Source organism: Paenibacillus sp. SAFN-054 (genome assembly GCF_051966755.1).
GTDB lineage: Bacteria > Bacillota > Bacilli > Paenibacillales > Paenibacillaceae > Paenibacillus_AQ.
This window is the reverse complement of record NZ_JBQCKS010000002.1, coordinates 254,574-281,421: the sequence shown is the minus strand read 5'-3', so window position 1 is coordinate 281,421 and position 26,848 is coordinate 254,574. Positions and strand designations below refer to the sequence as shown.

23 protein-coding genes are annotated in these 26,848 nt (G+C 53.9%); 21 read left to right on the top strand and 2 right to left on the bottom strand.

All coding sequences use genetic code 11. The features are described from left to right. Positions 1-9 precede the first annotated feature (9 nt). The 5 genes from ACTHPM_RS12735 to ACTHPM_RS12715 all read left to right on the top strand — a co-directional run bounded on the left by ACTHPM_RS12735 (position 10) and on the right by ACTHPM_RS12715 (position 6,481). The gene (locus ACTHPM_RS12735; protein ID WP_440395995.1) at positions 10-1,548 is read left to right on the top strand and encodes a response regulator transcription factor; all 1,539 of its coding nucleotides are present in this window, start codon (positions 10-12) and stop codon (positions 1,546-1,548) included. A gap of 121 nt (positions 1,549-1,669) precedes the next feature. Continuing rightward, positions 1,670-3,370, top strand: a complete 1,701-nt coding sequence (locus tag ACTHPM_RS12730; RefSeq protein ID WP_440396252.1) for a sugar ABC transporter substrate-binding protein — start codon at positions 1,670-1,672, stop codon at positions 3,368-3,370. A 118-nt stretch (positions 3,371-3,488) separates the two neighbouring features. Next, the gene (locus ACTHPM_RS12725) at positions 3,489-4,454 is read left to right on the top strand and encodes an ABC transporter permease (protein ID WP_440395996.1); all 966 of its coding nucleotides are present in this window, start codon (positions 3,489-3,491) and stop codon (positions 4,452-4,454) included. An 86-nt stretch (positions 4,455-4,540) separates the two neighbouring features. Beyond that, complete coding sequence (locus ACTHPM_RS12720; RefSeq protein ID WP_440396253.1) at positions 4,541-5,419, top strand: carbohydrate ABC transporter permease; 879 nt, start codon at positions 4,541-4,543, stop codon at positions 5,417-5,419. Between the two features lie 75 nt (positions 5,420-5,494). Next, on the top strand, positions 5,495-6,481 hold the full coding sequence (locus ACTHPM_RS12715) for an endo-1,4-beta-xylanase (RefSeq protein WP_440396255.1): 987 nt from the start codon (positions 5,495-5,497) through the stop codon (positions 6,479-6,481). 162 nt (positions 6,482-6,643) lie between these two features. Here the strand turns inward: ACTHPM_RS12715 and ACTHPM_RS12710 are convergent, their stop codons facing one another. Continuing rightward, positions 6,644-7,876, bottom strand: coding sequence for an MFS transporter (locus tag ACTHPM_RS12710; protein ID WP_440395997.1), 1,233 nt, complete (start codon positions 7,874-7,876; stop codon positions 6,644-6,646). A 285-nt stretch (positions 7,877-8,161) separates the two neighbouring features. On the opposite strand from ACTHPM_RS12710, the gene ACTHPM_RS12705 reads away from it, so the two are divergent. From ACTHPM_RS12705 to fba, 15 genes are all read left to right on the top strand, one after another. Beyond that, entirely contained in the window at positions 8,162-9,346 is a 1,185-nt protein-coding gene (locus ACTHPM_RS12705; RefSeq protein ID WP_440395998.1) for an ROK family transcriptional regulator, read from the top strand. Positions 9,347-9,395: 49 nt separating this feature from the next. After that, positions 9,396-10,394, top strand: coding sequence for an asparaginase (locus tag ACTHPM_RS12700; RefSeq protein ID WP_440395999.1), 999 nt, complete (start codon positions 9,396-9,398; stop codon positions 10,392-10,394). Between the two features lie 112 nt (positions 10,395-10,506). Further along, positions 10,507-12,156, top strand: coding sequence for a peptide ABC transporter substrate-binding protein (locus ACTHPM_RS12695; protein WP_440396000.1), 1,650 nt, complete (start codon positions 10,507-10,509; stop codon positions 12,154-12,156). A 107-nt stretch (positions 12,157-12,263) separates the two neighbouring features. Next, positions 12,264-13,199: an ABC transporter permease gene (locus ACTHPM_RS12690; protein WP_440396002.1), complete on the top strand. Its 936-nt coding sequence runs from the start codon at positions 12,264-12,266 to the stop codon at positions 13,197-13,199. Between the two features lie 4 nt (positions 13,200-13,203). Then, a complete protein-coding gene (locus ACTHPM_RS12685; RefSeq protein ID WP_440396003.1) occupies positions 13,204-14,130 on the top strand; it encodes an ABC transporter permease in 927 nt (308 codons plus the stop codon). A gap of 12 nt (positions 14,131-14,142) precedes the next feature. Beyond that, positions 14,143-15,150, top strand: coding sequence for an ABC transporter ATP-binding protein (locus tag ACTHPM_RS12680; protein WP_440396004.1), 1,008 nt, complete (start codon positions 14,143-14,145; stop codon positions 15,148-15,150). Then, the gene (locus ACTHPM_RS12675; protein ID WP_440396005.1) at positions 15,150-16,184 is read left to right on the top strand and encodes an ABC transporter ATP-binding protein; all 1,035 of its coding nucleotides are present in this window, start codon (positions 15,150-15,152) and stop codon (positions 16,182-16,184) included. Before ACTHPM_RS12680 ends, ACTHPM_RS12675 begins: the two co-directional genes overlap by 1 nt. Further along, entirely contained in the window at positions 16,171-17,598 is a 1,428-nt protein-coding gene (pepV, locus tag ACTHPM_RS12670; protein WP_440396006.1) for a dipeptidase PepV, read from the top strand. The genes ACTHPM_RS12675 and pepV overlap by 14 nt, the downstream gene beginning before the upstream one ends. Positions 17,599-17,641: 43 nt before the next feature. Continuing rightward, on the top strand, positions 17,642-19,099 hold the full coding sequence (locus tag ACTHPM_RS12665) for a M17 family metallopeptidase (RefSeq protein WP_440396007.1): 1,458 nt from the start codon (positions 17,642-17,644) through the stop codon (positions 19,097-19,099). Further along, positions 19,096-19,812 (top strand): copper homeostasis protein CutC, encoded by a 717-nt coding sequence (locus tag ACTHPM_RS12660; RefSeq protein WP_440396008.1) that lies wholly within the window; start codon positions 19,096-19,098, stop codon positions 19,810-19,812. Before ACTHPM_RS12665 ends, ACTHPM_RS12660 begins: the two co-directional genes overlap by 4 nt. 11 nt (positions 19,813-19,823) lie before the next feature. Next, positions 19,824-20,795 (top strand): ROK family protein, encoded by a 972-nt coding sequence (locus ACTHPM_RS12655; protein ID WP_440421566.1) that lies wholly within the window; start codon positions 19,824-19,826, stop codon positions 20,793-20,795. Between the two features lie 316 nt (positions 20,796-21,111). After that, entirely contained in the window at positions 21,112-22,173 is a 1,062-nt protein-coding gene (locus ACTHPM_RS12650) for an SIS domain-containing protein (RefSeq protein ID WP_440396010.1), read from the top strand. Between the two features lie 22 nt (positions 22,174-22,195). Then, positions 22,196-22,987: a DeoR/GlpR family DNA-binding transcription regulator gene (locus ACTHPM_RS12645; protein WP_440396011.1), complete on the top strand. Its 792-nt coding sequence runs from the start codon at positions 22,196-22,198 to the stop codon at positions 22,985-22,987. Positions 22,988-23,006: 19 nt separating this feature from the next. Then, positions 23,007-24,020, top strand: a complete 1,014-nt coding sequence (locus ACTHPM_RS12640; protein ID WP_440396012.1) for an ROK family protein — start codon at positions 23,007-23,009, stop codon at positions 24,018-24,020. A gap of 52 nt (positions 24,021-24,072) precedes the next feature. Beyond that, positions 24,073-24,939, top strand: a complete 867-nt coding sequence (fba, locus tag ACTHPM_RS12635) for a class II fructose-1,6-bisphosphate aldolase (protein WP_440396013.1) — start codon at positions 24,073-24,075, stop codon at positions 24,937-24,939. A gap of 98 nt (positions 24,940-25,037) precedes the next feature. Here fba and ACTHPM_RS12630 read toward each other — a convergent pair whose 3' ends face one another. Further along, complete coding sequence (locus ACTHPM_RS12630) at positions 25,038-25,691, bottom strand: TetR/AcrR family transcriptional regulator (RefSeq protein ID WP_440396014.1); 654 nt, start codon at positions 25,689-25,691, stop codon at positions 25,038-25,040. Positions 25,692-26,053: 362 nt separating this feature from the next. Between ACTHPM_RS12630 and ACTHPM_RS12625 the strand changes: the two genes are divergently transcribed. After that, positions 26,054-26,806, top strand: coding sequence for an SDR family NAD(P)-dependent oxidoreductase (locus tag ACTHPM_RS12625; RefSeq protein ID WP_440396015.1), 753 nt, complete (start codon positions 26,054-26,056; stop codon positions 26,804-26,806). The last annotated feature ends 42 nt before the right edge of the window (positions 26,807-26,848 follow it).

Genomic DNA, 26,848 nt, shown 5'->3' with positions numbered 1-26,848 from the left:
GGTGACAGGATGAAGTTTAAAGTGCTGCTGATAGATGATGAGCCGGGAGCGCTTGAAGGGCTGCAGATGTGGTTGGACTGGCGGGAGCTCGGGTTTGAGGTCTGCGGAACGGGCAGCAACGGCGTGGAGGGCCTTGCGCTCATGAAGAGACTGCAGCCGGACTTGGTCGTGACCGACGTGAGCATGCCGCTGATGAACGGGCTGGACATGATCGGCGCATGGCAGCGTGAGGGCATCAAGCCTGTCAAGTTTGCGGTACTAAGCGGATACAGCGATTTCGAATACGCCAGGACGTCGATCCGCCACGGCGTGAACCATTATCTGCTGAAGCCGGTCATTCCGGAAGAGGCGGAGCAGGCGTTAAAGGAGCTGTACGAAGAATTGGTCGAAACGTCCGCCAAGCGCACTATTGAAGGCATCGCCATGCAAGAAGAGGCCGCCCAGTGCTTGCGGAGGCTGCTCCTCGGCCAGCCCGCCGAACCGTCTGATCAGGCGGCGCTGGACCGTTTTTCCTCTGAGGCTTGTCTTTGGAATCTTTGTTTGATCCGGGCGGAGGAGCCCTTTTTTGCCGGAATCAAGGAAACCATCGATGAGCTGCTGAAGGAGCGGAATTTGGCATATGTAGTGGATGTGGCGCCGAACAGCTTTGTGGTGGTATACGGCAGCGACGATGCCCGGGCGGCTTGCGAGGATGGGCTGCCGCGGGAACTGCAGGCGCAGCTGCTGCCAAAGTTCGCTTCACAATTCACCCTCGCCACCGGACTTGAACGGAATCATCTGGTCGAGATCTCCGATTGCTACGCCGCTGCCACCGAAGCGATGCGATACGGTTTTTACGGCATGGATACCGCAGGCTTGATATCGTACCACAGTATACGGAACCATCCGTTTGGCACGCTTCCGGATGCTGCACAAGTGATTAAAGATATAATCGCTGTGGTCACGCTGCTGGATCCAGCTGCTTATCGCCATCTAGTGGAGGCGGCTGCAAGCAGTTTTCGGGCCAGGCTGGTTGCACCGGAAATCGTGATCCAGCTGGCAGTCCATACGATGTTTCAAATCCTGGATCTGGTCAGGAAAGCCGCAGGCAACCATGCTGAGGCTTTGATCGAGAAATATGCCGTCCTCAAGAGCAGCGCCTGCCCGACCCTTGAAGATGCCGCCGGGCGGCTGCTGTCTTACGGATTGGATAGCATTGGCTTGATGCGAAGCGAGCGTACGAAGCATGCCCAAGGGATCGTCCAGGAGATTAACGCCTATATTCAGGAGCATTACAACGAATGCCTCACCATTAAGCAGCTGTCCGAGGTGTTCTACATGCATCCCGCGTATCTCGGGCAGCTGCTTATGAAGAAGAACGGGATCGGGTTTCATCAAATGCTGCATGACCTGCGCATTGAAGCAGCCGTCCGGCTGCTGGAAGAAGGCAAACTCAAAAACAGCGAGATCGCCGAGTCGGTCGGGTACTGCCAGTACGGGTCATTCCTCAAGCACTTTGAGGCAAGGATGAAGGTTACCCCGAGCGAATACCGGAAAAGCAGGTTCTAAAGTTTTTAGGGTTATTCCTTTAATCGCGATATAGTTTAGCCACTGGTAGAGCTTTTACAATGGGGGTAGGCAAAATGAAAAGGCTTACAAAGTGCAACTAAATATGATGGAGGTGCTTTACATGGGGGGTAAGTCCAATGCTCTGCTCCGGCTCGGCCTGCTGATGGTGCTGGGGTTCAGCGTCGTTCTTTCCGGATGCAGCGGAAGCAAGGACACGGGGTCAGGCTCAGGCAGCGACAGCAGCAAAAGCTCTACTGAGCAGGCTGGAGGAGAGAAAGAAGGCAAGGTGGAGCCGTTTAATATCAGCGTTTTCATCGGGGAAGCGGGTCAGCAGCCAACGCCGGACAACAAGATCTACAAAAAGATCAAGGACGAACTGGGCGCAACCTTTAACTTCGAATTTCTGGCAGGGGATATTAATCAAAAGCTGGGCGTCATGATCGCCGGCTCCGATTATCCGGATCTGATGACAGGCAACACCAAGCTGACAGCAGCAGGAGCTTATATACCGCTGGAAGATCTGATTGAGAAATACGCACCCAATTTGAAAAAGCATTACGCTGACTATTGGAACATGATGAAGGACCCGAATGACGGGCATATTTACATCTTGCCGAACTACGGGGTGTTTAACGGAAAGCTGAACAGCACGTACTACTCGGGACCGGCCTTCTGGATTCAGAAAGACGTGCTTGCGGATGCCGGATATCCGAAAGTGAAAACGCTCGACGAGTACTTTGACTTAATCGCCAAATACAAAGAGAAATATCCAAAGATTGACGGCAGTCCGACGATCGGATTCGAAATTCTGAACTATGACTGGCGGAACTGGGGCCTCTTCAATGCGCCGCAGCATTTGATCGGTCATCCGAATGATGGTGGAGTGGTTGTCAAAGACGGCGTCGCCGAAATATTCGCCGACAAGGATTATGCCAAACAATATTATCAAAAGCTGAACGAGATGAATGACAAGGGATTAATCGATAAAGAGACCTTTGTGCAGAACTACGACCAGTATCTGGCTAAGTTGTCAAGCGGCGCGGTACTCGGCATGTTCGATCAGCATTGGAATTTCCAGAACGCCGAAAACTCCCTGATCACCCAGAAAAAAGATAACAGAACGTATGTGGGACTTCCACTCGTCTATGACACCAATACGAAGGATTATTACCGCGACCGCTCGCCGCTGAACCTTAACAATGGCTTCGGCATCAGCGTAAACGCCAAGGATCCCGAGAGAATCATCAAGCTGCTTGATCAGCTCATTACGGAAGATTGGCAGAAGGTCTTGACCTGGGGAATCGAGGGCGAAGACTATATTGTGAACGAAAAGGGAAGATTCATGAAAACGCAGGAACAGCGGGATAAATTCACCGATGGTACCTGGAAGCTGGCGAATAAAGCCGAAACGTTCTTCGGTTTTGCACCGAAGATGGAAGGCAGCTTCAGTGACGGGAATGCGACGGATGCTGCTGCCCAGCCGGAGGAGTATCAAGCTGGCTTGAAAGAGTATGACAAGAAGTTCCTTGAACAATATGGTTACAACAGCTATGTCGACTTTTTTAGCGAACCGCCTGAAAACCCTGTATATTACCCTGCCTGGACGATTGATTTGAACGAGGGCTCAGAAGCGAAGGTGGTCAACACGAAGCTGAACGACCTGTCCACGAAGCTCCTGCCGAAGGCCATTCTGGCCAAGCCGGCTGACTTTGAGTCCGTATGGAGCGACTATACGTCGCAAATCGGCAAGGTGAATGTCAAGGCGTACGAGGATCGGATCAACGAGCAGATTAAGTGGAGAATCGACAACTGGAGTAAATAAGGGTTCTTGCATGCGGAAAGTGGAGGGCTGCTTTACGCCTTCCGCTTTCTGGAATCAGGATATGGTTTAGGATGTTCATTGTATCCTGAAATACGGCCTTGTGGGGAGAGCGCTTGATATGGAGGAGACCTTAGGGAAAAAAAGAGCCGTCCGCAACGACAAAAAGCAAAAAAAACAACCGATGACCTGGTCCCTGATCAAAAACCAGAAGCAGCTGATCTGGATGTCGGTTCCATTGACGCTGTATATCATTCTTTTTGCTTACGTACCCGTCTGGGGTTGGACAATGGCTTTTCAGAACTACAAGCCTGCCCGCAGCTTTGGCGAACAATCATGGGTTGGTTTCAAGCATTTTAAATTCCTGTTCACGGACGACAATTTTTTAAGAGTGCTGCGCAATACGCTTGGAATGAGCTTGATTAATCTCGTCTTGGGTTTCGTTACGGCGATTATTTTAGCTTTGCTGCTCAACGAGATCAAGAAGATTTTTTGGAAAAGAACGGTACAGACGATCTCCTATTTGCCGCATTTTCTGTCTTGGGTTATCGTCACCGGGATCGTCGCGACAACTCTGGCTTCGGATGGAGTCATCAACGATATATTGATGAAGCTGCATATCATTAAAGAGCCGATCCTGTGGCTCAGCGAAGGAAAGTACTTCTGGGGCGTCGTCGGCGCCTCGCATGTCTGGAAGGAAGTCGGCTGGAACACGATCATTTATTTGGCTGCCATGGCATCCATTGACCCCGCGCTGTATGAAGCCGCGGAAATGGACGGGGCCAGCCGGTACAAGAAAATGCTTTATGTGACGATTCCAGGCATTAAAGCGACCATTGTAATTCTGCTCATCATGTCCATCGGCCATATTTTGGATGCCGGGTTCGAAGTGCAGTATTTACTCGGGAACGGACTTGTCGTGGATTGGGCGGAGACGGTTGATATATTTGTTCTGAAATACGGCATTGCTCAAGGAAATTATTCGCTTGCTACTGCCGGAGGCATTTTTAAAACGGTCGTCAGCGTGACCATGCTGCTGCTAGCCAATTGGACCGCGAAACGACTCGGGGAAGAGAGGCTGCTATGACCATGGAAAATCATCCACTCCAGCCTTCGCGTAAACGAGCAGGCTTAACACTGCAGAGAAGCGCCGGTTCGGGACGAATCGAGCCGATGTTATTTCATGCATGCAACACGGTATTCATGATTGTCCTTGTCATCGTGACGCTCTATCCTTTCCTGAATACGATCGCCGTTTCGCTTAATTCGGGTAACGATACGATCCGCGGCGGAATTTACTTATGGCCGCGACAGTGGACGCTGCAGAATTATAAGGCGGTTTTCGCCTCCGGCACGATCTATAACGCCTTTTGGATTTCGGTGGCGCGAACGGTTTTGTCGACGGTGCTGAACATCTTCCTGACCACGATGCTGTCGTACACGCTGAGCCGCCGTGAATACGTGTTCCGCAAGCCGATCACGATCATTTTCGTGCTGACGATGTACTTTAATGCCGGTCTGATCCCAGGTTACTTCCTGATCAAGGACCTGCACCTGCTGAACAGCTTTTGGGTATATATTATCCCGACCATGATCAGCGCGTTCAACATGATCGTCATCCGCACTTATATCGGGACCATTCCCGAGAGTCTCGTCGAATCAGCCAAAATCGACGGGGCCGGCGAATTTAAAATCTTCATGCGGATCATTTTTCCGCTATGTACCCCTGTGCTGGCAACGATTGCGCTTTTTGTGGCCGTCGGTGCATGGAATTCATGGTTCGACTCATTTCTGTATACCTCCTCGAAGCAGGAGCTCAGCACGCTGCAGTACGAATTGATGAAGCTGCTCTCGTCCAGCATGAATTCGAACAATAACCCGAATGTCGCCGCAGGTGCAGGCATGACGCAGGACAGCGCAATATCGCTCGTGACGCCGCTTTCGATTCGGGCTGCTGTGACGGTCGTGGCGTCCGTGCCGATTCTTCTGGTCTATCCGTTCATGCAGAAGTATTTCGTGGTCGGATTGAACGTAGGGAGCGTGAAGGAGTAAGGCCTTGGTCCCGGCAGGTTATGCATTCGATTGTTCGATAAGGAGGAAACGGTCTTGAATAAGATACCAACACGCATGGAGCCGGCCTTAAAAAATCTGTTTTCGAATGACTTCAGGATTGGAGCTGCAGTGAATCCGCGGACAATCCGTCTGCAGGAGCAGCTGCTCGCCCATCATTTCAACAGCATCACAGCTGAGAATGAAATGAAATTCGCCCTCGTGCATCCGGAGGAGGACGTGTATTGCTTCGATGATGCCGACCGCCTGGCTGCCTTCGCTCGCAAGCATAATATGGCCATGCGCGGCCATACGCTGGTCTGGCATAATCAGACAACGGAGTGGCTGTTCGTGGATCGCCAAGGGCAGCCGGTAGGCAAAGCGGTATTGTTCGAACGATTGCGTGAGCATATCCATACGGTCGTAGGCCGATATAAAAATGACATTTATGCATGGGATGCCGTCAATGAAGTCATTGCGGATGAAGGCCCCGAGCTTCTTCGGCCTTCGAAATGGCTCGATATCGCCGGTCCTGAATTCATAGCCAAGGCGTTTGAGTACGCCCATGAGGCGGACCCTGCTGCCCGGCTGTTCTACAATGATTACAACGAGTCTTCCCCGGAGAAAAGCGAAAAGATTTACCGTCTGGCCAAGTCGCTGATCGAGCAAGGGACTCCGATTCATGGCATCGGTTTACAGGCGCACTGGAATCTGTACGATCCAGCTCTGGATGATATCCGGGCAGCCATCGAGAAGTATGCCTCTTTAGGCTTGCAGCTTCAGCTTACGGAACTCGATCTATCGATGTTCCATTTCGAGGATAGAAACTCCGGCCTGCAGGCGCCGTCACCGGCCATGCTGGAGCAGCAGGCAGAACGGTATGAAGCCGTGTTCCGGCTGCTGAAGGAGTACAGCGGCGTGATCGATTCGGTCACGTTCTGGGGAGCGGCTGACGATTACACTTGGCTGGATAACTTTCCGGTGCAAGGCCGCAAAAATTGGCCGTTCCTTTTCGATGAGCAGCATCAACCGAAACCTGCCTTCAGCCGAATTGCGGATTTGTGAGCGAGATCAAATGGCGGGGGGCCTTCTGAAAAGGGAGGTCAACTTATAGCCGAATGACGGCTTCTTGCAAAAAAATAAGCCCGGCGACAGTCTAAGGGATCCTTGGACTGGCGCCGGGCTGTTTTTGGGAAAGCCTGTTTGAGTCGTTTCCATGCACCAGCTTTACATCTGCTTACCCGGAGTATGCATGGGGATGGACGATGTACTCTTACGCTCCAGCATGTAGATGGACAGGGCGACCAGAAAGGCAATGCCGACCAGAACTGCTCCAACCCAGGGCAGTGAGGTAAGTCCCATATTGTTGATGACCCACCCGCCGAAAAAGGCGCCGAAGGCATTTCCGAGATTGCCTGCGGAATGGTTGGAGGTGGAGGCCAGAGCCGGGGCTTCCTGCGCCATATTCATGATTTTGACCTGAATGCCCGGCATCACCGCAAACGATGCGGCTCCCCATAGGAAAATGGTGATGACCGCGGCCACAGGGCTTTGGACCGTGAAGGTGAAGATTGTCAGCAGGATGCAGATGGAAGCGAAGATGCCAAGCACCGCCGGCATAAGCTTCCAGTCGGCCAGCTTGCCGCCTGCGATGTTGCCAAGCGTGACACCGATGCCGAACAGGACGAGAATCCAGGTGACGCTGTGTTCCTGAAAGCCCGTGACCTGCTCGAGCAGGGGGGCAATGTACGTGAACACCGCGAAGAGGCTGGAGTTCCCGATGGCGCTGGCCAGCAGAATAACGAGCAGCTTCGGCTGCGCAAGGGCTCTGAACTGCTGCATCAGGCTGGCATGCTCATCCTGCCGGATCCGAGGGATAAAGATCATGATGCCGATCAGGGCGACGACGCCCATCATCATGATGGCCGCGAAGGAAGCCCTCCAGCCAAGATGCTGCCCGACGAAGGTTCCGATCGGAACCCCGATGATGTTGGCGATCGTCAGACCCGCCATCATGATGGACACGGCTCCGGCCCTGCGATGAGCCTGGACAAGGTTTGCGGCGATCACCGCTCCGACACCGAAGAACGTACCGTGACAGAGGGCCGTAAGTAGCCGGGCCGCCATCAGAATGTTGTAATTCGGCGCGATCACCGCAATGCCGTTTCCGATAATGAACAGACCCATAAGCAGGCAAAGGAGCAGCTTTTGCGGCAGCCGGTGGGTCAGAATCGTCATGATTGGCGCGCCAATGGCAACGCCCAGGGCGTAGCTGGTAATCAGCTGTCCGGCCGTAGAGATGCTGACATGAAGGTCTTCGGCGACGTTAGGCAAAATGCCCATGATGACAAACTCCGTCATCCCGATCGCGAAGGCGCCGACCGTCAGCGAGAGGATCGAGACAGGGAAAGGATCCTTGGCGGACGAAGATGCCCGTAAAGCTTGGGATTGTTGACTCATGATGTGTTTTCAACCTTTCTCTGAACGAACAGCTTTTCTTTCTGTAATTATTAAATTTTTCATGAAAATTTACAAGAACCAATATTTCTCCAAAGTTATTGACAGGCCAATTAAAAACAATTAAAGTTCTTTAATAACATCACTGGAGAAATTAAATAGATAATAGATGTAAATTCGACATAACGAGCCTGTTAAAAGCAATAAACTATAAATATATCATCATATGTAAGGTGTATTTCTCCATAGGTGAAAATAACTAAGTATAGTGGAGGAGCAATCCGCGAAATGCAAAAGCACGACCAGGATTTTATCAAAAGAAAAAATAGAACGACGGTTTTTGAAATCATCAAAAACAATTCACCCCTGTCACGTGCCGAGATTGCCAGATTAACCGGAATGAGCCCTACCACGGTAAGCCGGATCGTCTCCGAGCTCTACCATCTGGATTACATGCATGAAATTGAGCAGGAAACGACCAGCGTAGGACGGAAAGCGGTACTTCTCCAGGTGAATCCGAAATCCGTCTTGTCCATCGGCGTAGAAATCGATAAAACGAGCATCCGGATCGGCGTCATTGACCTGGATGGCAGCGTAACCGGCAGCAGAGCTTTGGAACGGCAGGCTAATGAAGCATCAGAAGCAACGCTTGAACATATTGCAAGCGGAATCAACGGCCTCATTGACGAGGAAGGCTTGGACCGCCGCAGAATCGTCGGCATCGGCGTCGGGCTTCCGGGTATTATCGATTATGCCAGCGGCACGGCGGTTTTATCGGCTCAGCTTGGCTGGAAACAGACGGACATCGCAGGCATGCTGAAGGAGCTTACCGGCCTTGAGGTGGCGGTCGATAACGAGCTGAAGGTGAAGTCCCTGGCTGAGCATATGTACGGCTCCGCCAAAGGATCGAGCCGCTCGGTTCTGATCGGCTTCGGCAGCGGCGTCGGTTCCTCACTCATTATTGACGGGGAGATTTACCGGGGCGAGTCGAACAGCGCGGGGGAGATCGGACATACCGTCGTCGATCCGAACGGCATTTTATGCGAATGCGGCAAAGTGGGCTGCTTGCAAACCTACATCGCGGAAGCCTCTTTGATCGAACAATCCCAGAAAATCAAACCGATCGCCAGCTTGGGCGAATTGTTCCAGGCCAGACGCGACGGCGAATTCTGGGCATCAAGCATTCTCGACAGAGCCATGACCTTCGTGGCGGTCACGATCAGCAATATTGCCTGCATGTACAACCCGGATACCGTGATTCTGACCGGCAAGCTGGTTGAGAGATTTCCTGAAGTCAGGGAATTTATCGCAGAGAAATGCATGCAGCAGTTCGTTTGGGAGCCGCTTCGCGGCACGTTTCAAATCGTATATTCGGCTTTTGAGAACGACGGCGTCGTGATTGGATCGGGGCTGCTCGCGCAAAGCCGGTTCCTGGATATCGGGAGCCAAATGGAACAGGTGGAACAAGTGTAAGACAGACACTGCGAAGCATCTTGAACAACAAGTAAAGCGGGGGATAGAGATGTATTACAAACCATTAGTGGAAGAATTTCGCGCAGGCGTGCTGGAGAACGTTCATCTGGGCGTACTGTGCGGCGTGAATGACAAAGGCGAACTGATTCATGAGGTGGGAAGCGCGGAGCATGTAACGTTCCTGCGTTCCGCAGCCAAGCCGTTTCAGGCCATTCCGGTCATGAAGCAGAATATTGCCGGAAAATATGGATTGACCGACACGGAAGCGGCCATGTTTGCCGCATCGCATCGCGGGGAGACGTATCATATCGAAGCACTGGAATCGATCATGGACAAAATCGGCTTGACGGAGGATCAGCTGCTCTGCTGTCCCACTTATCCGCTGAACGACGAGCCCAAGTTCGCCTGCATGCGGGATGGCAAGCCGCCGAGAAAGCTGTACCATAACTGCTCTGGCAAGCATCTCGGCATCATCGCCACGGCGAGAGAGATGGGTTATGATACGGAAACTTACTGGCAGCTGTCCCATCCGATCCAGCAGGATATTCTGCATACGCTGGCCGACATGGCCGAAATTCCGGCAGAAAAGATCCAAATCGGCGTAGACGGCTGCGGATTTCCGATCTTCGCGCTTCCGCTGCACAACATTGCCAAGGCTTACCTGAAGCTGGCCTGCCCGGATTTGATCGGGGACGAGGAAACCCGCGAAGCCGTAAAAAGAATGACGGCGTACATGCACGCCGGACCCGACAGCATCGCAAGCCACAATTTCATTTGTTCCGAGCTGCTGCGTGACGACAACATCGTCGCTAAAGGCGGAGCCAAAGGCGTGTATTGTTTCTCTTTAATCCGGGAACGCGTTGCCTTTGCGCTCAAGGTGATCGACGGCTCGGAAACGCCTTGGCCGATTATCGTAGCTTCGATACTGGAACAGATCGGGTACAGCAACAAGGAAACGATTGAAAGACTGTATTCCGTCGTGCCGAAGGAAATCAAGAATGACAATCACATCATCGTCGGCGAGCGGAAGGCTGCTTTTACTTTTTAACATGAAATGAATTCTGATCTGCTGTTCTTGTACATGGGTTCGTTCGTTGTTTCCATAGGGAAGTGACGGTGCAATCATACATCAAAGGGGAACAAAAGGAGTGGGACATGTAATGAAAAAGAAAAAGGTGGGCTTACTAGCATCGCTGCTCGTCGTATCCGCCATGTTTACGGGATGTTCGTTTTCGGGGAGCGGCAGCGGCACGGCATCCAGCGGCACTTCCGGCCAGTCGGGATCTACCTCGGCGGGATCTGCCAAAGAATTGAAGCTGTACGTAGAGAACGAGATTAAGGATCTGGATCAATGGAAGGCATCGGACGACGTATCGTTCACCGTTCTGAACAACGTTAATGAAGGCTTGTACCGACTTGATCTGAAAAATGAACCGCAGCCTGCCATGGCTGAAAAAACGGATGTGACCGAGGATAAGCTGACGTACACGTTCACGCTTCGGGGCAATGCCAAATGGAGTGACGGAACACCCGTCACGGCTCAAGATTTCAAATACGCCTGGCTTCGCGAAATCGATCCGAAAACCGGAACCAACGGCTACTCCTTCATTATGACCGATTACATCGTCGGTGCTGCCGAGTATGCAGCCGGAGGTTCGGCGGATCAGGTGGGCATCGAGGCAAAGGATGACAAAACGCTTGTCGTCAAGCTGAAGCAGCCTACGCCTTACTTCCTGCGCCTGACTTCGCTTGCCCCGTATTTCCCGATGAAAGAAGAGTTCGTGAAGTCCAAGGGCGAAGGTTACGCGATTGGCGCAGACAGCATGCTGTATAACGGCCCTTATACCCTGAGTTCGGTGGACGCGGCCAGCGGCGCGGTTCTCGTCAAGAACGAAGGCTACTGGGACGCGGCTAACGTCAAGGTGGATAAAGTCGACCTGAAGGTCATCAAAGAGAAAAGCACGGCATTGAATGCATACAAGGCCGGCCAGCTGGACCGCGTGCTGCTGGCTTCCTCCGATGTGAATGCCTCCAAATCGGATCCGGGCTTTGGAACAGGCATCAATTTCAGAACGACGTACCTGCAGTTCAACCTGAAAGCGGACGGCGTGAGCAATGTGAATATCCGTAAAGCGCTCGCTTATGGATTCGACTCCAAGCTGCTTGCCGATCAAGTGCTGAACAATGGCTCCAAAGCTGCTACCGGCTTGATTCCTGACGAAATGAGCGGAATTGACGGCAAATCCTTCCGTGAAACGCAAGGGGATCTGGTCGGCGTGGACGCGGCCAAAGCCAAGGAATATTGGGAGCAGGGCGTGAAAGAGCTGGGCAAGGCTCCGAAAATTACGATGCTGGTCGCCGATACGTCCGAAGTGAAAGACGTTTCCACGTTCATGCAAAGCGAATACAAGAAAAACCTCGGGATTGACGTCGTGATCGACACCAAAACAAGCAAGGCGCGCGGCCAATTGATGGACAACAGCAATTATCAGATGGCGATTACCGCTTGGGGAGCCGATTACGACGACGCCATGACGTACCTTGATCTGTGGGCCAATCATACGCCTTACCGCGGAAACTATGAGAATGCCAACTATGACAAGCTGATTACCGATGCGAAAAAGGAAACCGACGAGAAGAAGCGTTTGGACATGATGCTCGCTGCTGAGAAGACGCTCCTTACCGATGATGTGGTCGTTGTTCCGATCTATTTCGGAGGTTACTCCTTCCTGTTGAACGATAAAGTGCAAAATCTGGAATACCATCCGTACGGCAACCCTGTCGATTTCAAATACGCGGATGTAAAATAACGCAGGTTTCAGGTGTTCCGGGAGAGGAGAGAAGCGCTGCTTCTCTCTTTCCTTTCCCGCCCTGACAAATTGGTTGATAGATCCCCATGCTTCCGGGAGGTGCAACATTGAAACGTTATATCGGCATCCGAATCATTTATTTGATCATCACACTGTTTATTATTTCAACCGTAACCTTTTTCCTGATGAAGGCACTGCCCGGCACGCCTTTCGACGAAGAAAAGCTGGCCCAGCTTGCGCCGGAGCAAAGGCAGATGATATATGCGAGCTACGGCCTCGATAAGCCGGTGTTCACGCAGTACGTCAACTATATCAAGAATGTCGCGCAGGGCGATTTGGGAACCTCCTTCTTCTATACGGGGCAAAAGGTGACCGACATTATCTCGGGCAGGCTGTTCCCTTCGGCGCTGATCGGTCTTCAAGCCGTGCTGCTTGGACTTGCCATCGGCCTGATCCTGGGCATTGTCGCCGCTTATAGGCATAATACCGGCTGGGATTATGCGACGATGATCATCGCGGTACTCGGCGTCTCGATTCCGAACTTCGTGCTGGCCGCGCTGCTGCAGTATTACGTGGGCTTAAAATGGGGGCTGCTGCCTGTCGCCTTCTGGGAAAGCTACCCGAGCTCGATTCTCCCTTCCATTGCCTTGTGCGTTGGCGTAGTTGCCTTGATTGCGCGCTTTGTCCGGACGGAAATGCTCGAAGTGCTGGATCAGGATTATGTCACGACGGCCAAGGCCAAAGGCCTGGGAACCATGCGTATCATGTTTCAGCACGTCATCCGCAACTCCCTGATCTCCGTAATCACCATACTGGGGCCGATCGTCGTCAATTTGCTGACGGGCTCGCTCGTCATCGAGAATATTTTCGGCATCCCCGGCATCGGCAGCCTGTTCGTCGATTCCATTAAAATGAACGATTACTCGACGATCATGGGGATCACGCTGTTCTACAGCGCCTTCTACGTACTTGTCATGCTCGTCGTCGATTTGCTATACGGCCTTGTCGATCCGCGGATCCGTCTGGCTTCAGGAAAGGGGTAAGCATATGCCGCAGGACACACATAACATCGATGCGCTATTCAAACCGGCTGCAGCCCGGCCGGGGGATCAGGAGAGAATCTCCAAGAAGTCCCTTACGGCATTCCAGGACAGCTGGAGACGTCTTAAACAAAACAAGGCTGCCATCATCAGTCTCGTCGTTCTCATCATCATGCTGCTGCTCGCCATCGCCGGACCCTGGATCGGCCATCACAATTATTACGCGACGGATTATGAAGCGGTCTACCAGAAGCCAAGCGCAGAGCACTGGTTCGGCACCGATAAATTCGGACGTGACCAGTGGGCAAGAATCTGGCAGGGGACACGGATATCCCTTCTCATCGCCGTGCTTGCCGCCGCGCTGGATTTGGTCATTGGCGTAGCCTATGGCGCGGTATCCGCGCTGCTTGGAGGACGGACGGACAACGTGATGCAGCGCATCATCGAAATTCTGACCGGCATTCCGAGCTTGATCATTATCATTCTGCTCATGATGGTTATGAAGCCCGGAATCGTTACGATCATGATCGCCATGTCCATTACGGGCTGGGTCAACATGGCACGCCTCGTGCGGGCCCATATCATGAAGCTGAAGTCCCAGGAGTTCGTGCTGGCCGCGCGTACGCTCGGAACGCCGAATTCCCGCATTATATGGAAGCATTTGATTCCGAACACGATCGGCATCATTGTCATTAACACGATGTTCACCATTCCGTCGGCGATATTCACGGAGGCATTCCTGAGCTTTATCGGCCTCGGGCTCCAGTCTCCGATGTCGTCGCTCGGCGTGCTGATCAACGACGGCTTCGCATCGCTCAATACCCAGCCATACTTGCTGCTGTATCCATCCATCGTCATTGTCCTGATTATGGTGACATTTAATATATTGGGTGACGGTTTGCGGGATGCGCTCGATCCGAGAATGCGGAAATAGGAGGGAAACACCATGAACAGCTTGCTGGAAGTGAAGGATTTGCAGGTGAGCTTTTACACGTATGCCGGCGAGGTGCAGGCGGTGCGTGACGTCAGCTTTTCCCTCGGCATTGGAGAAACGCTGGCCATCGTAGGCGAATCGGGATCCGGTAAATCGGTCACCTCGAAAAGCATCATGCGCCTGCTGGCCAAATCGGCAAAAATCAAAAACGGCTCGATCCGGTTCGAGGACCGGGAGCTTGCGTCCCTGCCCGAGAAGCAAATGCAGAATATTCGTGGGAAAGACATTTCCATGATTTTTCAAGACCCCATGACTTCGCTGAACCCGACCATGACCGTCGGTAAACAAATCACGGAGGTGCTGCGCAAGCACCGGAACATGGGAAGGGTGGAAGCCGCGAATAGAGCGGTCGAGCTCCTGAACCAGGTGGGAATACCGAATCCGGAAAAACGGCTGAAGCAGTACCCCCATCAGCTATCCGGCGGCATGCGGCAGCGCGTCGTGATCGCGATTGCGCTGGCATGCAATCCCAAAGTCATCATTGCGGATGAGCCGACTACCGCGCTGGACGTTACCATTCAGGCGCAAATTTTGGAGCTGATGAACAAGCTGCAGCAGGAGCTGAGCACGTCCATCATCCTGATCACCCACGATTTGGGCGTCGTAGCAAACATGGCTTCCCGCGTCGCGGTCATGTATGCGGGCAAAATCGTCGAAACCGGCACCGTGGACGAAATCTTTTATGAATCCAAGCATCCGTATACGTGGGGGCTGCTTGCCTCCATGCCGAAGCTGCATGAGAAAACCGATGAGCTTCTGGCTATACCCGGCACGCCGCCGGATTTGAGTGATCCGCCGAAGGGCTGTCCGTTCGCGGCCCGCTGCCCTTATACGATGGAAATCTGCTATGAACAAATGCCCGCATACACAGAACATACAGGAACCCACCGGGCTGCGTGCTGGCTGCAGGACAGCCGCGCGCCAAAGGTGGAGCGTCCGCTAGCAGGAGGTGAACGGTAATGCAGACGGAGAAGAAGCCGCTGGTGGAAGTTAGCCACCTGAAACGTTATTTCGATGTCGGAAGAGGACAAATTCTGAAAGCCGTCGATGATGTCAGCTTCGAGATCTACCCGGGAGAAACCTTCGGTCTCGTCGGCGAATCGGGCTGCGGCAAATCCACGCTGGGCCGTACGCTGATCCGGCTTTATGATGCGACCTCGGGCAGCGCTACCTTTAGAGGAAGCTCTATCCACGGGAACAAATCGAAGTCCGAGATGAAGCAGCTGAGACGGGAAATCCAGATGATTTTTCAGGATCCGTATGCATCGCTGAACCAGCGCATGACAGTGACCGATATTATTGCAGAGGGCATTGATGCCCACGGACTTGCGAAGAACCGCAAGGAGAGACAGGAAATGGTGCATGCGCTCCTGGATACGGTGGGTCTGAACCGCAGTCACGCGGAACGGTTTCCCCATGAATTCTCCGGCGGGCAGCGGCAGCGGATCGGCATTGCCCGGGCACTTGCCGTGAATCCGAGCTTTATCATCGCCGACGAGCCGATCTCCGCACTGGACGTGTCGATCCAGGCGCAAGTCGTCAATCTGATGAAGAAGCTGCAGCGCGAACGCGGTCTGACCTATCTGTTCATCGCGCATGACTTGTCGATGGTCAAGCATATCAGCGACCGCATTGGCGTCATGTACTTGGGCGGCATGGTCGAGCTATGCGAAAGCGACGAGATGTTCGATCATCCGCTCCATCCGTATACGAAAACGCTGCTGTCGGCGATTCCGCTGCCGGATCCGAAGCTGGAACGCAGCCGGGAACGCATGGTGCTGCAGGGAGATCTCCCAAGCCCGATCGACCCGCCGAGTGGCTGCCGTTTCCGTACGCGGTGCCCTTTCGCCATGGACGTATGTGCAAAGGAAGTGCCGAGATGGCAGGAAGCGGCCAAGGGGCATTATGTAGCCTGCCATCTGTACGAAGGCGAGCAGCATGCCAAGGCGTCTACGACAGACACGCGAGGAGCTGAAGTTCATGAATTGGGTTGAGCAGGCAGCCTGCCGGAAAGATGCGATGCTGCATGATTTGAAAGGATTGCTGGCGATTAACAGCGTTCACGATCCGGCAACGGCCGGACCGGGCCAGCCGATGGGGGCGGGCATTGCGGAGGCGCTCCGCTATATGCTGGACCTTTGCAGCGCTGAAGGCTTCCGAATCCGCAATCATGACGGGTTCGTCGGCTATGCCGAGTACGGCCCGGAGGATGCGGAGCATTACATTGCCGTTCTCAGCCATCTTGACGTGGTGCCGGTATCCGGCGAGTGGGTGACGCCTCCGTTTGCGCCGGCGATCCGTGACGGTAAAATCTACGCCCGCGGAGCCATTGACGACAAAGGACCGGCCATGGCTTCCTTTTACGCGCTGAAAATCGTGAAGGACCTCGGGCTGCCACTGAAGCACCGCATCCGTCTGATCTTCGGAACCGATGAAGAAAGGACCCACCAGTGCATGGAGCATTACAAGAAGCTCGAGCCGATGCCTGCATGCGGGTTTACGCCAGATGCGGAGTTTCCGATCGTCTGCGCCGAGAAGGGGCAGATCAACACGCGGATCATGTTTCCGTCCGGCCTTGAACGGTCTCGAGCAACCGAAGCCTATGATCTGGTCTCATTTCGTGCCGGTGTGGTCGCCAATATGGTGCCGGAAGCGGCCGAAGCCGTCGTGACGGGAGATATGGATCGTTTAACGGCGCTGAAGCACGCCTATGAAGCTTACTGCAGAGAGAATGCACTCCGCGGGAGTGTGGAGCAAAATAATCAGCTTCTAACGCTGCATATGGCAGGAAAAGCAGCCCATGGCATGGAACCTCAGCTGGGAGTCAATGCGGGCCTCAAGCTGATTCATTTTCTGAAGGATTATGCTTGGAACGGCGAAGCCGGCCATTATCTGAACACGGTCGATACGCTGCTGTACGACGATGTATACGGCAACAAGCTCGGAATCGCGATGGAGGACGACATCAGCGGACCGCTGACGGTCAACAGCGGACTACTCCAATATGAGCCGCAGGGGGAAACCTTCTTTCATATCAATCTGAGATTTCCGATCTGCGGCAACTATGACGATATTCTGGACGCTATCCGGGCAAGCATTGCCGCTTATTCGCTCGAGATTGAACCTCCAAGCTTGAAAAAGCCGCATCACGTGCCGGAGGATCATCCGATGATCCGGGCATTACAGGACACGTACGCGGCCGAAACCGGGCAAAAGCCGGAGCTTTTGTCCACGGGAGGGGGCACGTACGCTGCCCATTTTCCAATGGGTGTGGCTTTTGGGCCGCTGATGCCGGGAATGGAATCGACGGCGCATCAGCCGAATGAATACATGGAAGTTGAGCTGCTCCTGCAATCTGCTGCGATTTATGCAAGGGCGATCCATGAGCTGGGAAATCTGGTGCTCTAAATACGGGAACGAACAATCCTTTTGCAAAGGGAGGCATGGAACGATGGAACTCAAAACGGGAACAGAACAGCATGCAAGCGTGCTGATTGAACTGGTATTCAGTGATGGAGGATACGCACCCGAACTTCCGGTCTCGGCAAAAATGAAAGAGCGTGGAGCGCAGGCCTGGTTTTACGGCCGGCATTCCGGTGAACAGGATATATTGATCATCGGGCTCGGCGCCCGCTCCAAGTTCAGCATGGAAATTTTACGCGAAGCTGCGGGGAGCGCCGGGCGAGCCCTCCAGGATATCGGGAAGACGACGGCCGCGGTGAATCCGGCATGCTTAGGTGAGCTGTTCGGTGCGACGGAATGGCCTAGGAAAGCCGTTACCGCATGGGTGGAAGGCTGGGAGCTTGGGACGTATGCCTTCAATAAATATAAAGCGGCCGAACCGCAGCAGCCGGCAGAGTGGATTCAGTTGAGCCCGCATTTTCAAGAGTCGTACGCTGCTGCGGTGGAGCTGGGCCAGATCCGCGCCGCATCCACTGCCTTGGCAAGGGATTTATGCAACGAGGCTGCAGGCGATCTGCATCCGGCCGCTTTCGTGGCCCGGATCCGGCACATTTTTGCGGGCCGGAACGTGAAGATTCATGTCTATGAAGGCGAAGAGCTGAAGCAGCGTCAGATGAACGGTCTGCTGGCCGTGGGGGCAGGCAGCAAGCATCCGCCGGCCATGGTCGAAATCATCTATGAAGGCGACCCGGAAGCAGAGCATCTGGCGCTGATCGGCAAAGGCATCACCTTCGATATGGGCGGGATGAACCTGAAGAACGCCCGCGATTTAAGCGATGCCCGCTTTGATATGGGCGGTGCGGCTGCCGTCGTGGGCGCGATGGACATGCTGGCAAGACTCGGGGTCAAGGCACGGATCAGCGCCATCGTTCCGATCGCGGACAACGTGCCGGACGGCGGGGCGTTCCTGCCTTCGGACGTGGTCCGGTATCCGAACGGGCTTAGCGTCCAGGTGGTGAACACGGATGCCGAAGGGCGCCTGATTCTTGCCGACGCCATTCTCCATGCCATCCGAAGCGGCGCCACCCAGATTATCGACGTGGCTACACTGACCGGGGCCGTGGGTCATGCGCTTGGCCTGAAGGTTGCCGGCATCTGGGGCGATGCGGAGTTTTCGGAGCAATTCATGAAGATCGGCGACCGGAACGGCGACCGGATCTGGCGCCTGCCGCTGGTAGACGAGGATGAGGAACTGCTCGGAAGTCCCTATGCCGACCTGGCGAATATGGCCTCGAATCCTTACGGAGGCGCGAATATGGCCGCGCTGTTCCTGCGGCGCTTCGTGGATTCGAAAGCGCGCTGGTGTCATATCGACATGGCCAACACCGTACAGGTCCCTTCCACCCGGGGCTATAAAGTGACGGGAGCAACGGGCTATGGCGTGAGGCTGCTTGCCGATTTTGTGAGCGAACTTACTGCAAACAAGGACAAAGGAGGGATTTCATGAAGCTGGAGGTCATCGCCACGAACCTGACGGACGCGATTCTGGCCGAGCAAGGCGGAGCGGACCGGATCGAGCTCGTGACCGGCATTTTGGAGGGCGGGCTCACACCGGGCCCCGGTCTGATCCGGGAAGCGGTCAGTCAATTGAAGATTCCTGTGCATGTCATGGTTCGACCGCACAGTCAATCTTTCGTATATGACGAGCATGACTTGCGGACCATGCAAGAGGATATTGCGTTTATCAAGGAGAGTGGAGCGGCAGGAGTCGTGCTAGGCGCCTTGACGCCGTCAGGTGAGGTCGACACGGCAGCACTGGATTTGCTTCTGAGCGGCACGTCCGGACTGAATGTCACCTTTCACCGGGCTTTTGACGAAATCGAGGATCAATTGTCAGCATTGAAGGTGCTTTCCGCTTATCCGCAGATCAACCGGATTCTGACTTCCGGCGGTCCTGCGCCTGCGCCGCAATCCGCGCCGCAAATCAAGAAGCTGGTTGAGGCGGCCAGCGGTACCGGCATCGGCATCCTGGCCGGATACGGACTTTCCGTTCCGGTACTTCAGGAATTCAAGCTTGCGACGGGCGTGGGGGAAGTCCATTTCGGTTCTGCCCTGCGGCACGGCGGTGACAACCTGCAGGCCGTGGATCCCGGGCGGGTCCAAGCCGCGAAGAAGATCTTGAACGACTTACCTAAAGGAACGACAGGATTAAAAAAATGATGACTATCGTGGTGAATACAACATTGGAAAAAGAAAACAGAGCAGTGATTGGTGTAGACTTGGGAGGAACCAAGATCGCAACGGGCATGCTGGATCCGACGGGCACCCTGCTGGCACGCAGCCAGAAGGCGACGGCAGGACTCCGAAGCTCCGAAGAAGTTATCGCAACGATCGTGGATACGATTAATGAAGTCCGCGGTCAGCGTGATATCGCCGGTATTGGCGTGGCCTCGCCTGGCATGGTGGACAGCAAAAACGGCGTCATACTGAATGGAGTCAACTTGCCGGACTGGGATGGCATTTCCCTGCGAGCCGAGCTGGAAGGGCGGCTTGGCATTTCGGTCAAATTGATTAACGATGCCAATGCTGCCGCATGGGGCGAGTACATATACGGCGCCGGCCGCGGATCGCAAAGCATGGTATACGTCACACTGAGCACGGGAATTGGTTCAGGGCTGGTGCTGGACGGCAGGTTATTTATCGGGTCAAGCTCCTTCGCGGGTGAACTCGGGCATACGGTAGTAGATCCGCATGGCGCGTTATGCGGCTGCGGACAGCGGGGATGCTGGGAAACCTATGCATCAGGAACCGCGATTGCCCGAATTGCCAATGAAGCGATCGCGGAGTCTGCTGCCGCCTCGCAGATGACCTTGCTGGCAGATGCGGAAGGCGTGCCTGTAAGTGCCAAGCACGTGTTTCTGGCGGCGGGTATGGGAGATGCGCTCGCAAGCGGCGCGCTGGAGCAGGTTATTCATTATACCGGTCTCGGCCTCATGAACATCATTCACAGCTTTAATCCGGATTGCATCGTGATCGGCGGCGGCGTCAGCAGAGCCGGGGCGGCCTTCTTCGAACCTCTCCTGAAGAAAACCGAGGAGCTGGTCATGGAACCCTACCGGGGGACATTCGCCATAAAACCGGCGGAACTGAAGGATGACGTAGGCATTATCGGTGCCGCGGCGCTGTTCGTCGAGCATCCGTAATCCGGAAATGTAATCATATCGTTTGGTTAACAAAAAGGAAGCTGCAAAGGATCGCTATCGCGACTTGCAGCTTCCTTTTTATGCATCAAGCGGGTTAACGGGATGGATCAAAGTCATAAGGCTGTCGCTCAAAGTAGGCAACTCTGCTTCGAGAGATGGCCTTTTTGGAATGTCGCGGAGTGAATAGAGGTCGGACAGGCGGTTTCAACTTTTGCAAAAATATATCATAAATATGATTGTATATTTCATATAATTGAAATATACTATCATCATAACGACTCATCATTACATTATCAACGACTGGGGTGGATATTGAGTGTCAGAACAATATGGCGTATTGACGTATCCGGAAATCGGAGGACAAAGCGAGGCGCTCGCAGCCGCGTGGAAGCAGCTGGAGCAGCAGCAGGATTGGGTTGACCAGTATTTCAAGAGCGATAAATATGACGAGGTCATCTTTATCGGATCAGGCACATCTTACTATCTGGCGCTGACCGCGGCGAGCACCTTCCGCAAATGGACGGGGAAAAGCGCGAGCGCGCATCCTTCCTCCGAAATCTATCTGTTCAGGGAACAAGCCGTAGCCGCGAAAAAAGAAGTGCTGCTCGTCGGCATTTCCCGTTCCGGGGAATCCTCCGAGGTGATTCTTGCACTCGATTCGGTCAAGGATCTTGCCGGCTGGACGACATGCGGCATGACCTGCGACGAGGAGAGCACGATGGCGAAGAACGTGCCTTGCCTCGTATCGCCGCTCGGCAAAGAGAAAAGCACCGTGATGACCAAATCCTTCAGCAGCATGACGTTCATGCTGCAGGCAGCCATGGCAAAGGCAGCGGGAAGCGAAGCCCTTCTGGCGGAACTGAAGGAAGTGATGGCCCTTAGTACAGCGATCGTTCCTAAAGGCGACGAAGCGGCCAAAGCGGTGATCGACGGCCATCCTGAGCTGAACAAATTCATCTACCTCGGCATGGGCGCCTACAACGGCTTGGCTCAGGAAGCCTGCCTTAAATTGAAGGAAATGTCCTGTGTCTGGACGGAAAGCTTTGGTACAATGGAATTCCGGCATGGCCCTAAATCGGTCGTGGAGCCTGGCACGATGGTATGCCTGTTCCTGTCCGAGAATGCCAGAGCTTATGAAGTGAAAGTAGCGCAGGAAATGAAGGAATACGGCGCATTCGTCGTGATCGTGACGGCAAAAGCGGGAGATGACACCTCCTTTGCCGATTTGGTCTTTGCGACGGGCGGCGAAAGCCTCAGCGATGAAGCCAGAGCGGCGCTCAACATGCCGCTGGTTCAATATATCGGTTACTACACCGCGCTGCGGGAAGGCAGAAATCCCGACAGTCCGCGGAATTTGACCCAGGTGGTCAAAATCTAATCTCAAAAGGAGCGAAACAGCTTTGCGTGAACGAAATGGATCGAAAGAAGAACGTCAGGAACGAATCCACGAATACATCCTGCAGAACGGTTCTATCTCCCTTCAGGAGGTCGTACAGCATTTTGAATGCTCGGAAGCGACGGCCAGACGGGACCTGGAGGCTTTGGAAAAGGCGGGAAAGGTCATCCGGACGATGGGCGGCGGAGCGAAGCCGGCGGGACTTGTCTCCGGAAGGGAGATTCCATTTCACGAGAAGCAGAACAAGCTCTACCGGGAGAAAGAAAGTATTGCCCAGCGGGCGGCAGCCTTGGTGGAAGAAGGGGATGTCGTCGGTTTGACGGGAGGTACGACAACCTACCTGATCGCCAGAGCGCTGAAAAACCGCCGGAACATCACGGTGGTGACCAACGCGGTGAATATCGCGATGGAGCTGTCCGAGAACGAGGATGTGCAGGTGGTGCTGACCGGCGGCATGCTTCGCAGCAAGAACTTCGAGCTGTGCGGGCCGCTGGCGGAACGGACCTTGGAAGCGCTGAATATCCATACGATGTTTATGGGCATCGACGGCTTTTCCGTGGAGCAGGGAGTCAGCACGTACTCGGAGCTCGAGGCGAATACGGCCAAAATGATGATGAAACGTACGGAACGGACAATCGCCGTATTCGACCATACGAAGGCGGAACGCAATTCCCTGTTCCAGGTCGCGCCCGTGACATCCCTGTACGGGATCATTACCGATGAAGAGCCGGGAGCGGATTTGCGCGAGCGGCTTGCAGCGGAGCAGGTGCAGGTATTCGTGACGGCACAATCATAATCATAGGACGAATTAAAATTTGGACGAACCAAGGGCGGGTGTGAAGATGGAAGTATATGCTGGCGTGGATGTTGGGGGAACCAACATCGTATGCGGTTTGGTCACCGTATCCGGGGAAGTCATGTATCAAATCAAACGCGCAACGGAAGTTCCAAAGGGACCGGACGCGGTGCTGGAGAAAATCGCGGCCATGATTGAGGAAGCGGCGCTCGGGTATGCCGAGCAATCCGGGGAGCATGTCTCCGTTGCCGCTGCGGGGATCGGACTACCGGGGTTCGTCGATCCCGATGAAGGCATTGCACGCTTCGCAGGCAACCTGGGCTGGCGGAACCTGCCGGCCGTTCAGCGGCTGCAGGCCAGGCTGAATCTGCCGGTGTACATCGATAACGATGTACGCACTTACGTATTCGGTGAAGCCCTGTATGGAGCAGGCAAAGGGTATAAAGACGTGCTCGGACTGACCGTGGGTACCGGGATCGCATCCGCCATGGTCAATGACGGCGAGCTATTCTACGGTTATCGCAATATGTCCGGCGAGCTTGGGCACATCGTAATGGAAGGCCTGACCGACCCGTGCCCCTGCGGCCTGCAGGGTTGCCTGGAAACCTTCGCTTCGGCCTCCGGCATGGTAAGGCAGGCGAAGAAGGCGCTTCTGGGCGGCGAGCCGTCGATCCTTCAGGACTGGTTTCCCGGAGACAAGCGCGAGGAGCTGACGGCAGCGGATCTTTCGCGCGCTTACGATCTTGGCGATGCACTAGCCGTCTTGATTATGGAAAAGGCAGGAACGCTGCTTGGCCGGGCATTGTCCTATGCCGTCCCGCTGGTCAGCCCCGAGCTGATCATCGTCGGCGGAGGCGGCGCTTTGGCCGGAGACCGGCTACTGGCCCCGCTGAAACGGGAACTGTACAGCCGGATTCTTCCCGACTACCGGGAGCATCTGAAGGTCGTGCCGGCCCTGAATAACGACGATGCCGGCGTGACGGGCAGCGCAATGTATGCCAAACAGAAACATATCGCTGCCGCATCGGTATGAAGTCCAATCATTCTTATCTAATATAGAATCCAAACATGAAGGGGAAATCAACATGGCACTCGTTTCTTCTACTTCTTTATTGCAAACCGCAAGACAGAACAAATACGCCATCGGCGCATTTAACGTGCATACGCTTGAAATGCTGCAGGCCGTGGTGGAGGCAGCCGAGGAGGCCCAATCTCCGCTGATCATCCAATCCACTGTCGGAACGGTCAAGCATTTGGGGCCGGATTATATCGCGGCTGCAGCAACGGTTGCGGCTAACCGCTCGAGCGTCCCGATCGCGCTGCATCTGGATCACTGCTCCGATTTTAACGTGATCATGAGCTGTATTCGCGCGGGCTACACTTCCGTTATGATTGATGCTTCCCACTCGCCTTTCGAGGAAAATGTGGCAGCGACGCAGAAAGTTGTCGAAGCGGCCAATGCGATCGGCATCAACGTCGAAGCGGAGCTTGGCAAAGTAGGCGGCGTCGAGGATGACATCGTCGTGGACGAAAGAGACGCGCTGCTTGCCGATCCGGCCGAATGTGCCGAGTTCGTGGAGCGTACCGGCGTGCACACCTTGGCGCCGGCGATCGGAACGGCTCACGGCATTTATAAAGGAGACCCGAATATCGATTTTGACCGGATCAAGCGCATCGCCGACGTCGTCAGCGTGCCGCTGGTCCTGCACGGCGGCTCCGGCATTCCGGAGGAGCAGGTGAAGCGCGCCGTATCGCTCGGTATGGCGAAGATGAACGTGGCCACCGAGCTGCGCATCATTTTCTCCGACGCGATCAAAGCCGTGTTTGCCGACAATCCGGAAGAGAACGATCCGCGCAAATACATGGTGCCTGCGAAGCAAGCGCTCAAAAAGGCTGCTATGGAAAAAATGCAGCTATGCGGTTGTGCCGGACGCGCAAGCGACTTCCGGTAATCCGCGCAAGCAGAACATTTCGAAACGAATCAAAAAGCCTGTCTCATACCCGTTTGCAAATCGGGGAGAGGCAGGCTTTTTTGGGCGCGAGAGAATGACTACTGCGGCTTCAGATAATCCAAAAAGATATTCTTGACGATCGTCAGCTGCACCAGCATATCCGGGTCAGCCTCGAACATGACGATATTGCTCTGCAGCGACAGCTTCTTGGAGAACATGCCCAGCGTGTTGACCAGCGTGGCAAGCGTGTCCTGGACAGGGATATCCGTGCGGACGGACCCGTCATTGATGCAATCCTGAATAATATTCTTAAAGATGCCGAATACTTTCCGCGTCACCAGATGATACTCCTCGATCCCATCGAGCGGTTCAGCCTGCTGTGCGGCATAGCTCTCAAAGGCTTCAGTCAGCTTGTTGCGGTTAATATATGTTGAGGAGGTGTCTTCGATAAAGTGGTCGAAGAGCAGCTCGATCTTTCGGATACCTGTCACGGGCTGCTCCGAAATAGCCTTGAAAGCCTCGACTTCCATTTCAATGATTCGGGATGCGACGGCAACGACGATCCGGTCTTTTTTCGGGAAATATCTGAACACCGTGGCGATGCCGACATTGTCTTCAGAGGCAATATCGCGCATAGTGGCTTTGTCCAGTCCTTTTTTGATGAAAACACGCTCGGCCGCCTCGATAATGCTGAGCTCCCGCTGCTGCTTGGCATCCTGGCGCTCCTGCTTCCACCGGCTTTTTGGATCCATAGTACGTTCACACCTTTTGCAAAGAATTCTTACTTATTATAATACAGTGTTCGGCGCGCAGCTCGATTTGTAGAATGCTATCAAACGACAACCGGAAAGTCAATAAATTGTAAAATTTACCCTGTTTCATCGTGAGGTATGTCATTGTCATTGAATCAAAGTGGTGATATAATCACTATTGTAGTGATAGTCATTATATCATGACTCAGGAATATTGTACCCGGATCCTTAAAATTTGTACAAATATTTCCGAATAAACAGGTCACCCTATATAAATTGAAATAAAGAGATTGAGGGCAGACAAGCTTTATTTCATTTTATATAACAAACCATTTCTGTATTGATGAAGGGAGTTTTTGATAATGGGTAGAGTATCAGGCAAGGTTGCAATCGTAACAGGCGCGGCAGGCGGCATGGGTAAAGCTGACGCTTTGCTTTTGGCTCAAGAAGGAGCTAAAGTGGTCGTAACCGATATTCAGGAAGACAAAGTCAACGAAGTGGTTGCCGAAATCAACAATAACGGTGGAGAAGCCATCGGTTTCCGCCATAACGTAACAAGCGAAGACGAGTGGCAGCACATCGTAGACGAAACTGTGAAAAAATGGGGCAAAATCGACGTTCTCGTGAATAATGCGGGGATCTCCCTTGCCAAGAAGCTCGTTGAGACGACGCTTCAGGATTGGGACAAAGTCATGGCGATCAACCTGACAGGCGGTTTCTTCGGACTGAAGCATGTCATTCCTGTTATGCAGAAGAACGGCGGCGGATCCATCGTCAATATTTCTTCCATTGCAGGCCTGACAGGCAGCAACGGTGCCGGTCCATACACGGCAAGTAAAGGCGCAGTACGCATGCTGACTAAAGCTGTAGCGATCGATTACGGCAAAGACAACATCCGCTGCAACTCGATCCACCCTGGATACATCGAAACTCCGATGACCAAAGATCTGCTTTCCGACGACAATATGACGAAATGGTTCTTGTCCAATACGCCGCTTCCACGCTTGGGTAAAGCGGAAGACATTGCCAAAGGCGTGTTGTTCCTCGCTTCCGATGAATCTTCCTTCATCAACGGTGCGGAGCTTGCCATCGACGGCGGCGTGTCTGCAAGATAATTTCTTGGCTTAGATTTCGAAAGGCCCTTCAGGAATGTTCCT

Bases quoted from the DNA above. Each gene is read 5' to 3' on its own strand.
- ACTHPM_RS12735 (WP_440395995.1), top strand. From the start codon at position 10: ATGAAGTTTAAAGTGCTGCTGATAGATGATGAGCCGGGAGCGCTTGAA.
- ACTHPM_RS12730 (WP_440396252.1), top strand. From the start codon at position 1,670: ATGGGGGGTAAGTCCAATGCTCTGCTCCGGCTCGGCCTGCTGATGGTG.
- ACTHPM_RS12725 (WP_440395996.1), top strand. From the start codon at position 3,489: ATGGAGGAGACCTTAGGGAAAAAAAGAGCCGTCCGCAACGACAAAAAG.
- ACTHPM_RS12720 (WP_440396253.1), top strand. From the start codon at position 4,541: ATGTTATTTCATGCATGCAACACGGTATTCATGATTGTCCTTGTCATC.
- ACTHPM_RS12715 (WP_440396255.1), top strand. From the start codon at position 5,495: ATGGAGCCGGCCTTAAAAAATCTGTTTTCGAATGACTTCAGGATTGGA.
- ACTHPM_RS12710 (WP_440395997.1), bottom strand. From the start codon at position 7,876: ATGAGTCAACAATCCCAAGCTTTACGGGCATCTTCGTCCGCCAAGGAT.
- ACTHPM_RS12705 (WP_440395998.1), top strand. From the start codon at position 8,162: ATGCAAAAGCACGACCAGGATTTTATCAAAAGAAAAAATAGAACGACG.
- ACTHPM_RS12700 (WP_440395999.1), top strand. From the start codon at position 9,396: ATGTATTACAAACCATTAGTGGAAGAATTTCGCGCAGGCGTGCTGGAG.
- ACTHPM_RS12695 (WP_440396000.1), top strand. From the start codon at position 10,507: ATGAAAAAGAAAAAGGTGGGCTTACTAGCATCGCTGCTCGTCGTATCC.
- ACTHPM_RS12685 (WP_440396003.1), top strand. From the start codon at position 13,204: ATGCCGCAGGACACACATAACATCGATGCGCTATTCAAACCGGCTGCA.
- ACTHPM_RS12680 (WP_440396004.1), top strand. From the start codon at position 14,143: ATGAACAGCTTGCTGGAAGTGAAGGATTTGCAGGTGAGCTTTTACACG.
- ACTHPM_RS12675 (WP_440396005.1), top strand. From the start codon at position 15,150: ATGCAGACGGAGAAGAAGCCGCTGGTGGAAGTTAGCCACCTGAAACGT.
- pepV (WP_440396006.1), top strand. From the start codon at position 16,171: ATGAATTGGGTTGAGCAGGCAGCCTGCCGGAAAGATGCGATGCTGCAT.
- ACTHPM_RS12665 (WP_440396007.1), top strand. From the start codon at position 17,642: ATGGAACTCAAAACGGGAACAGAACAGCATGCAAGCGTGCTGATTGAA.
- ACTHPM_RS12660 (WP_440396008.1), top strand. From the start codon at position 19,096: ATGAAGCTGGAGGTCATCGCCACGAACCTGACGGACGCGATTCTGGCC.
- fba (WP_440396013.1), top strand. From the start codon at position 24,073: ATGGCACTCGTTTCTTCTACTTCTTTATTGCAAACCGCAAGACAGAAC.
- ACTHPM_RS12630 (WP_440396014.1), bottom strand. From the start codon at position 25,691: ATGGATCCAAAAAGCCGGTGGAAGCAGGAGCGCCAGGATGCCAAGCAG.
- ACTHPM_RS12625 (WP_440396015.1), top strand. From the start codon at position 26,054: ATGGGTAGAGTATCAGGCAAGGTTGCAATCGTAACAGGCGCGGCAGGC.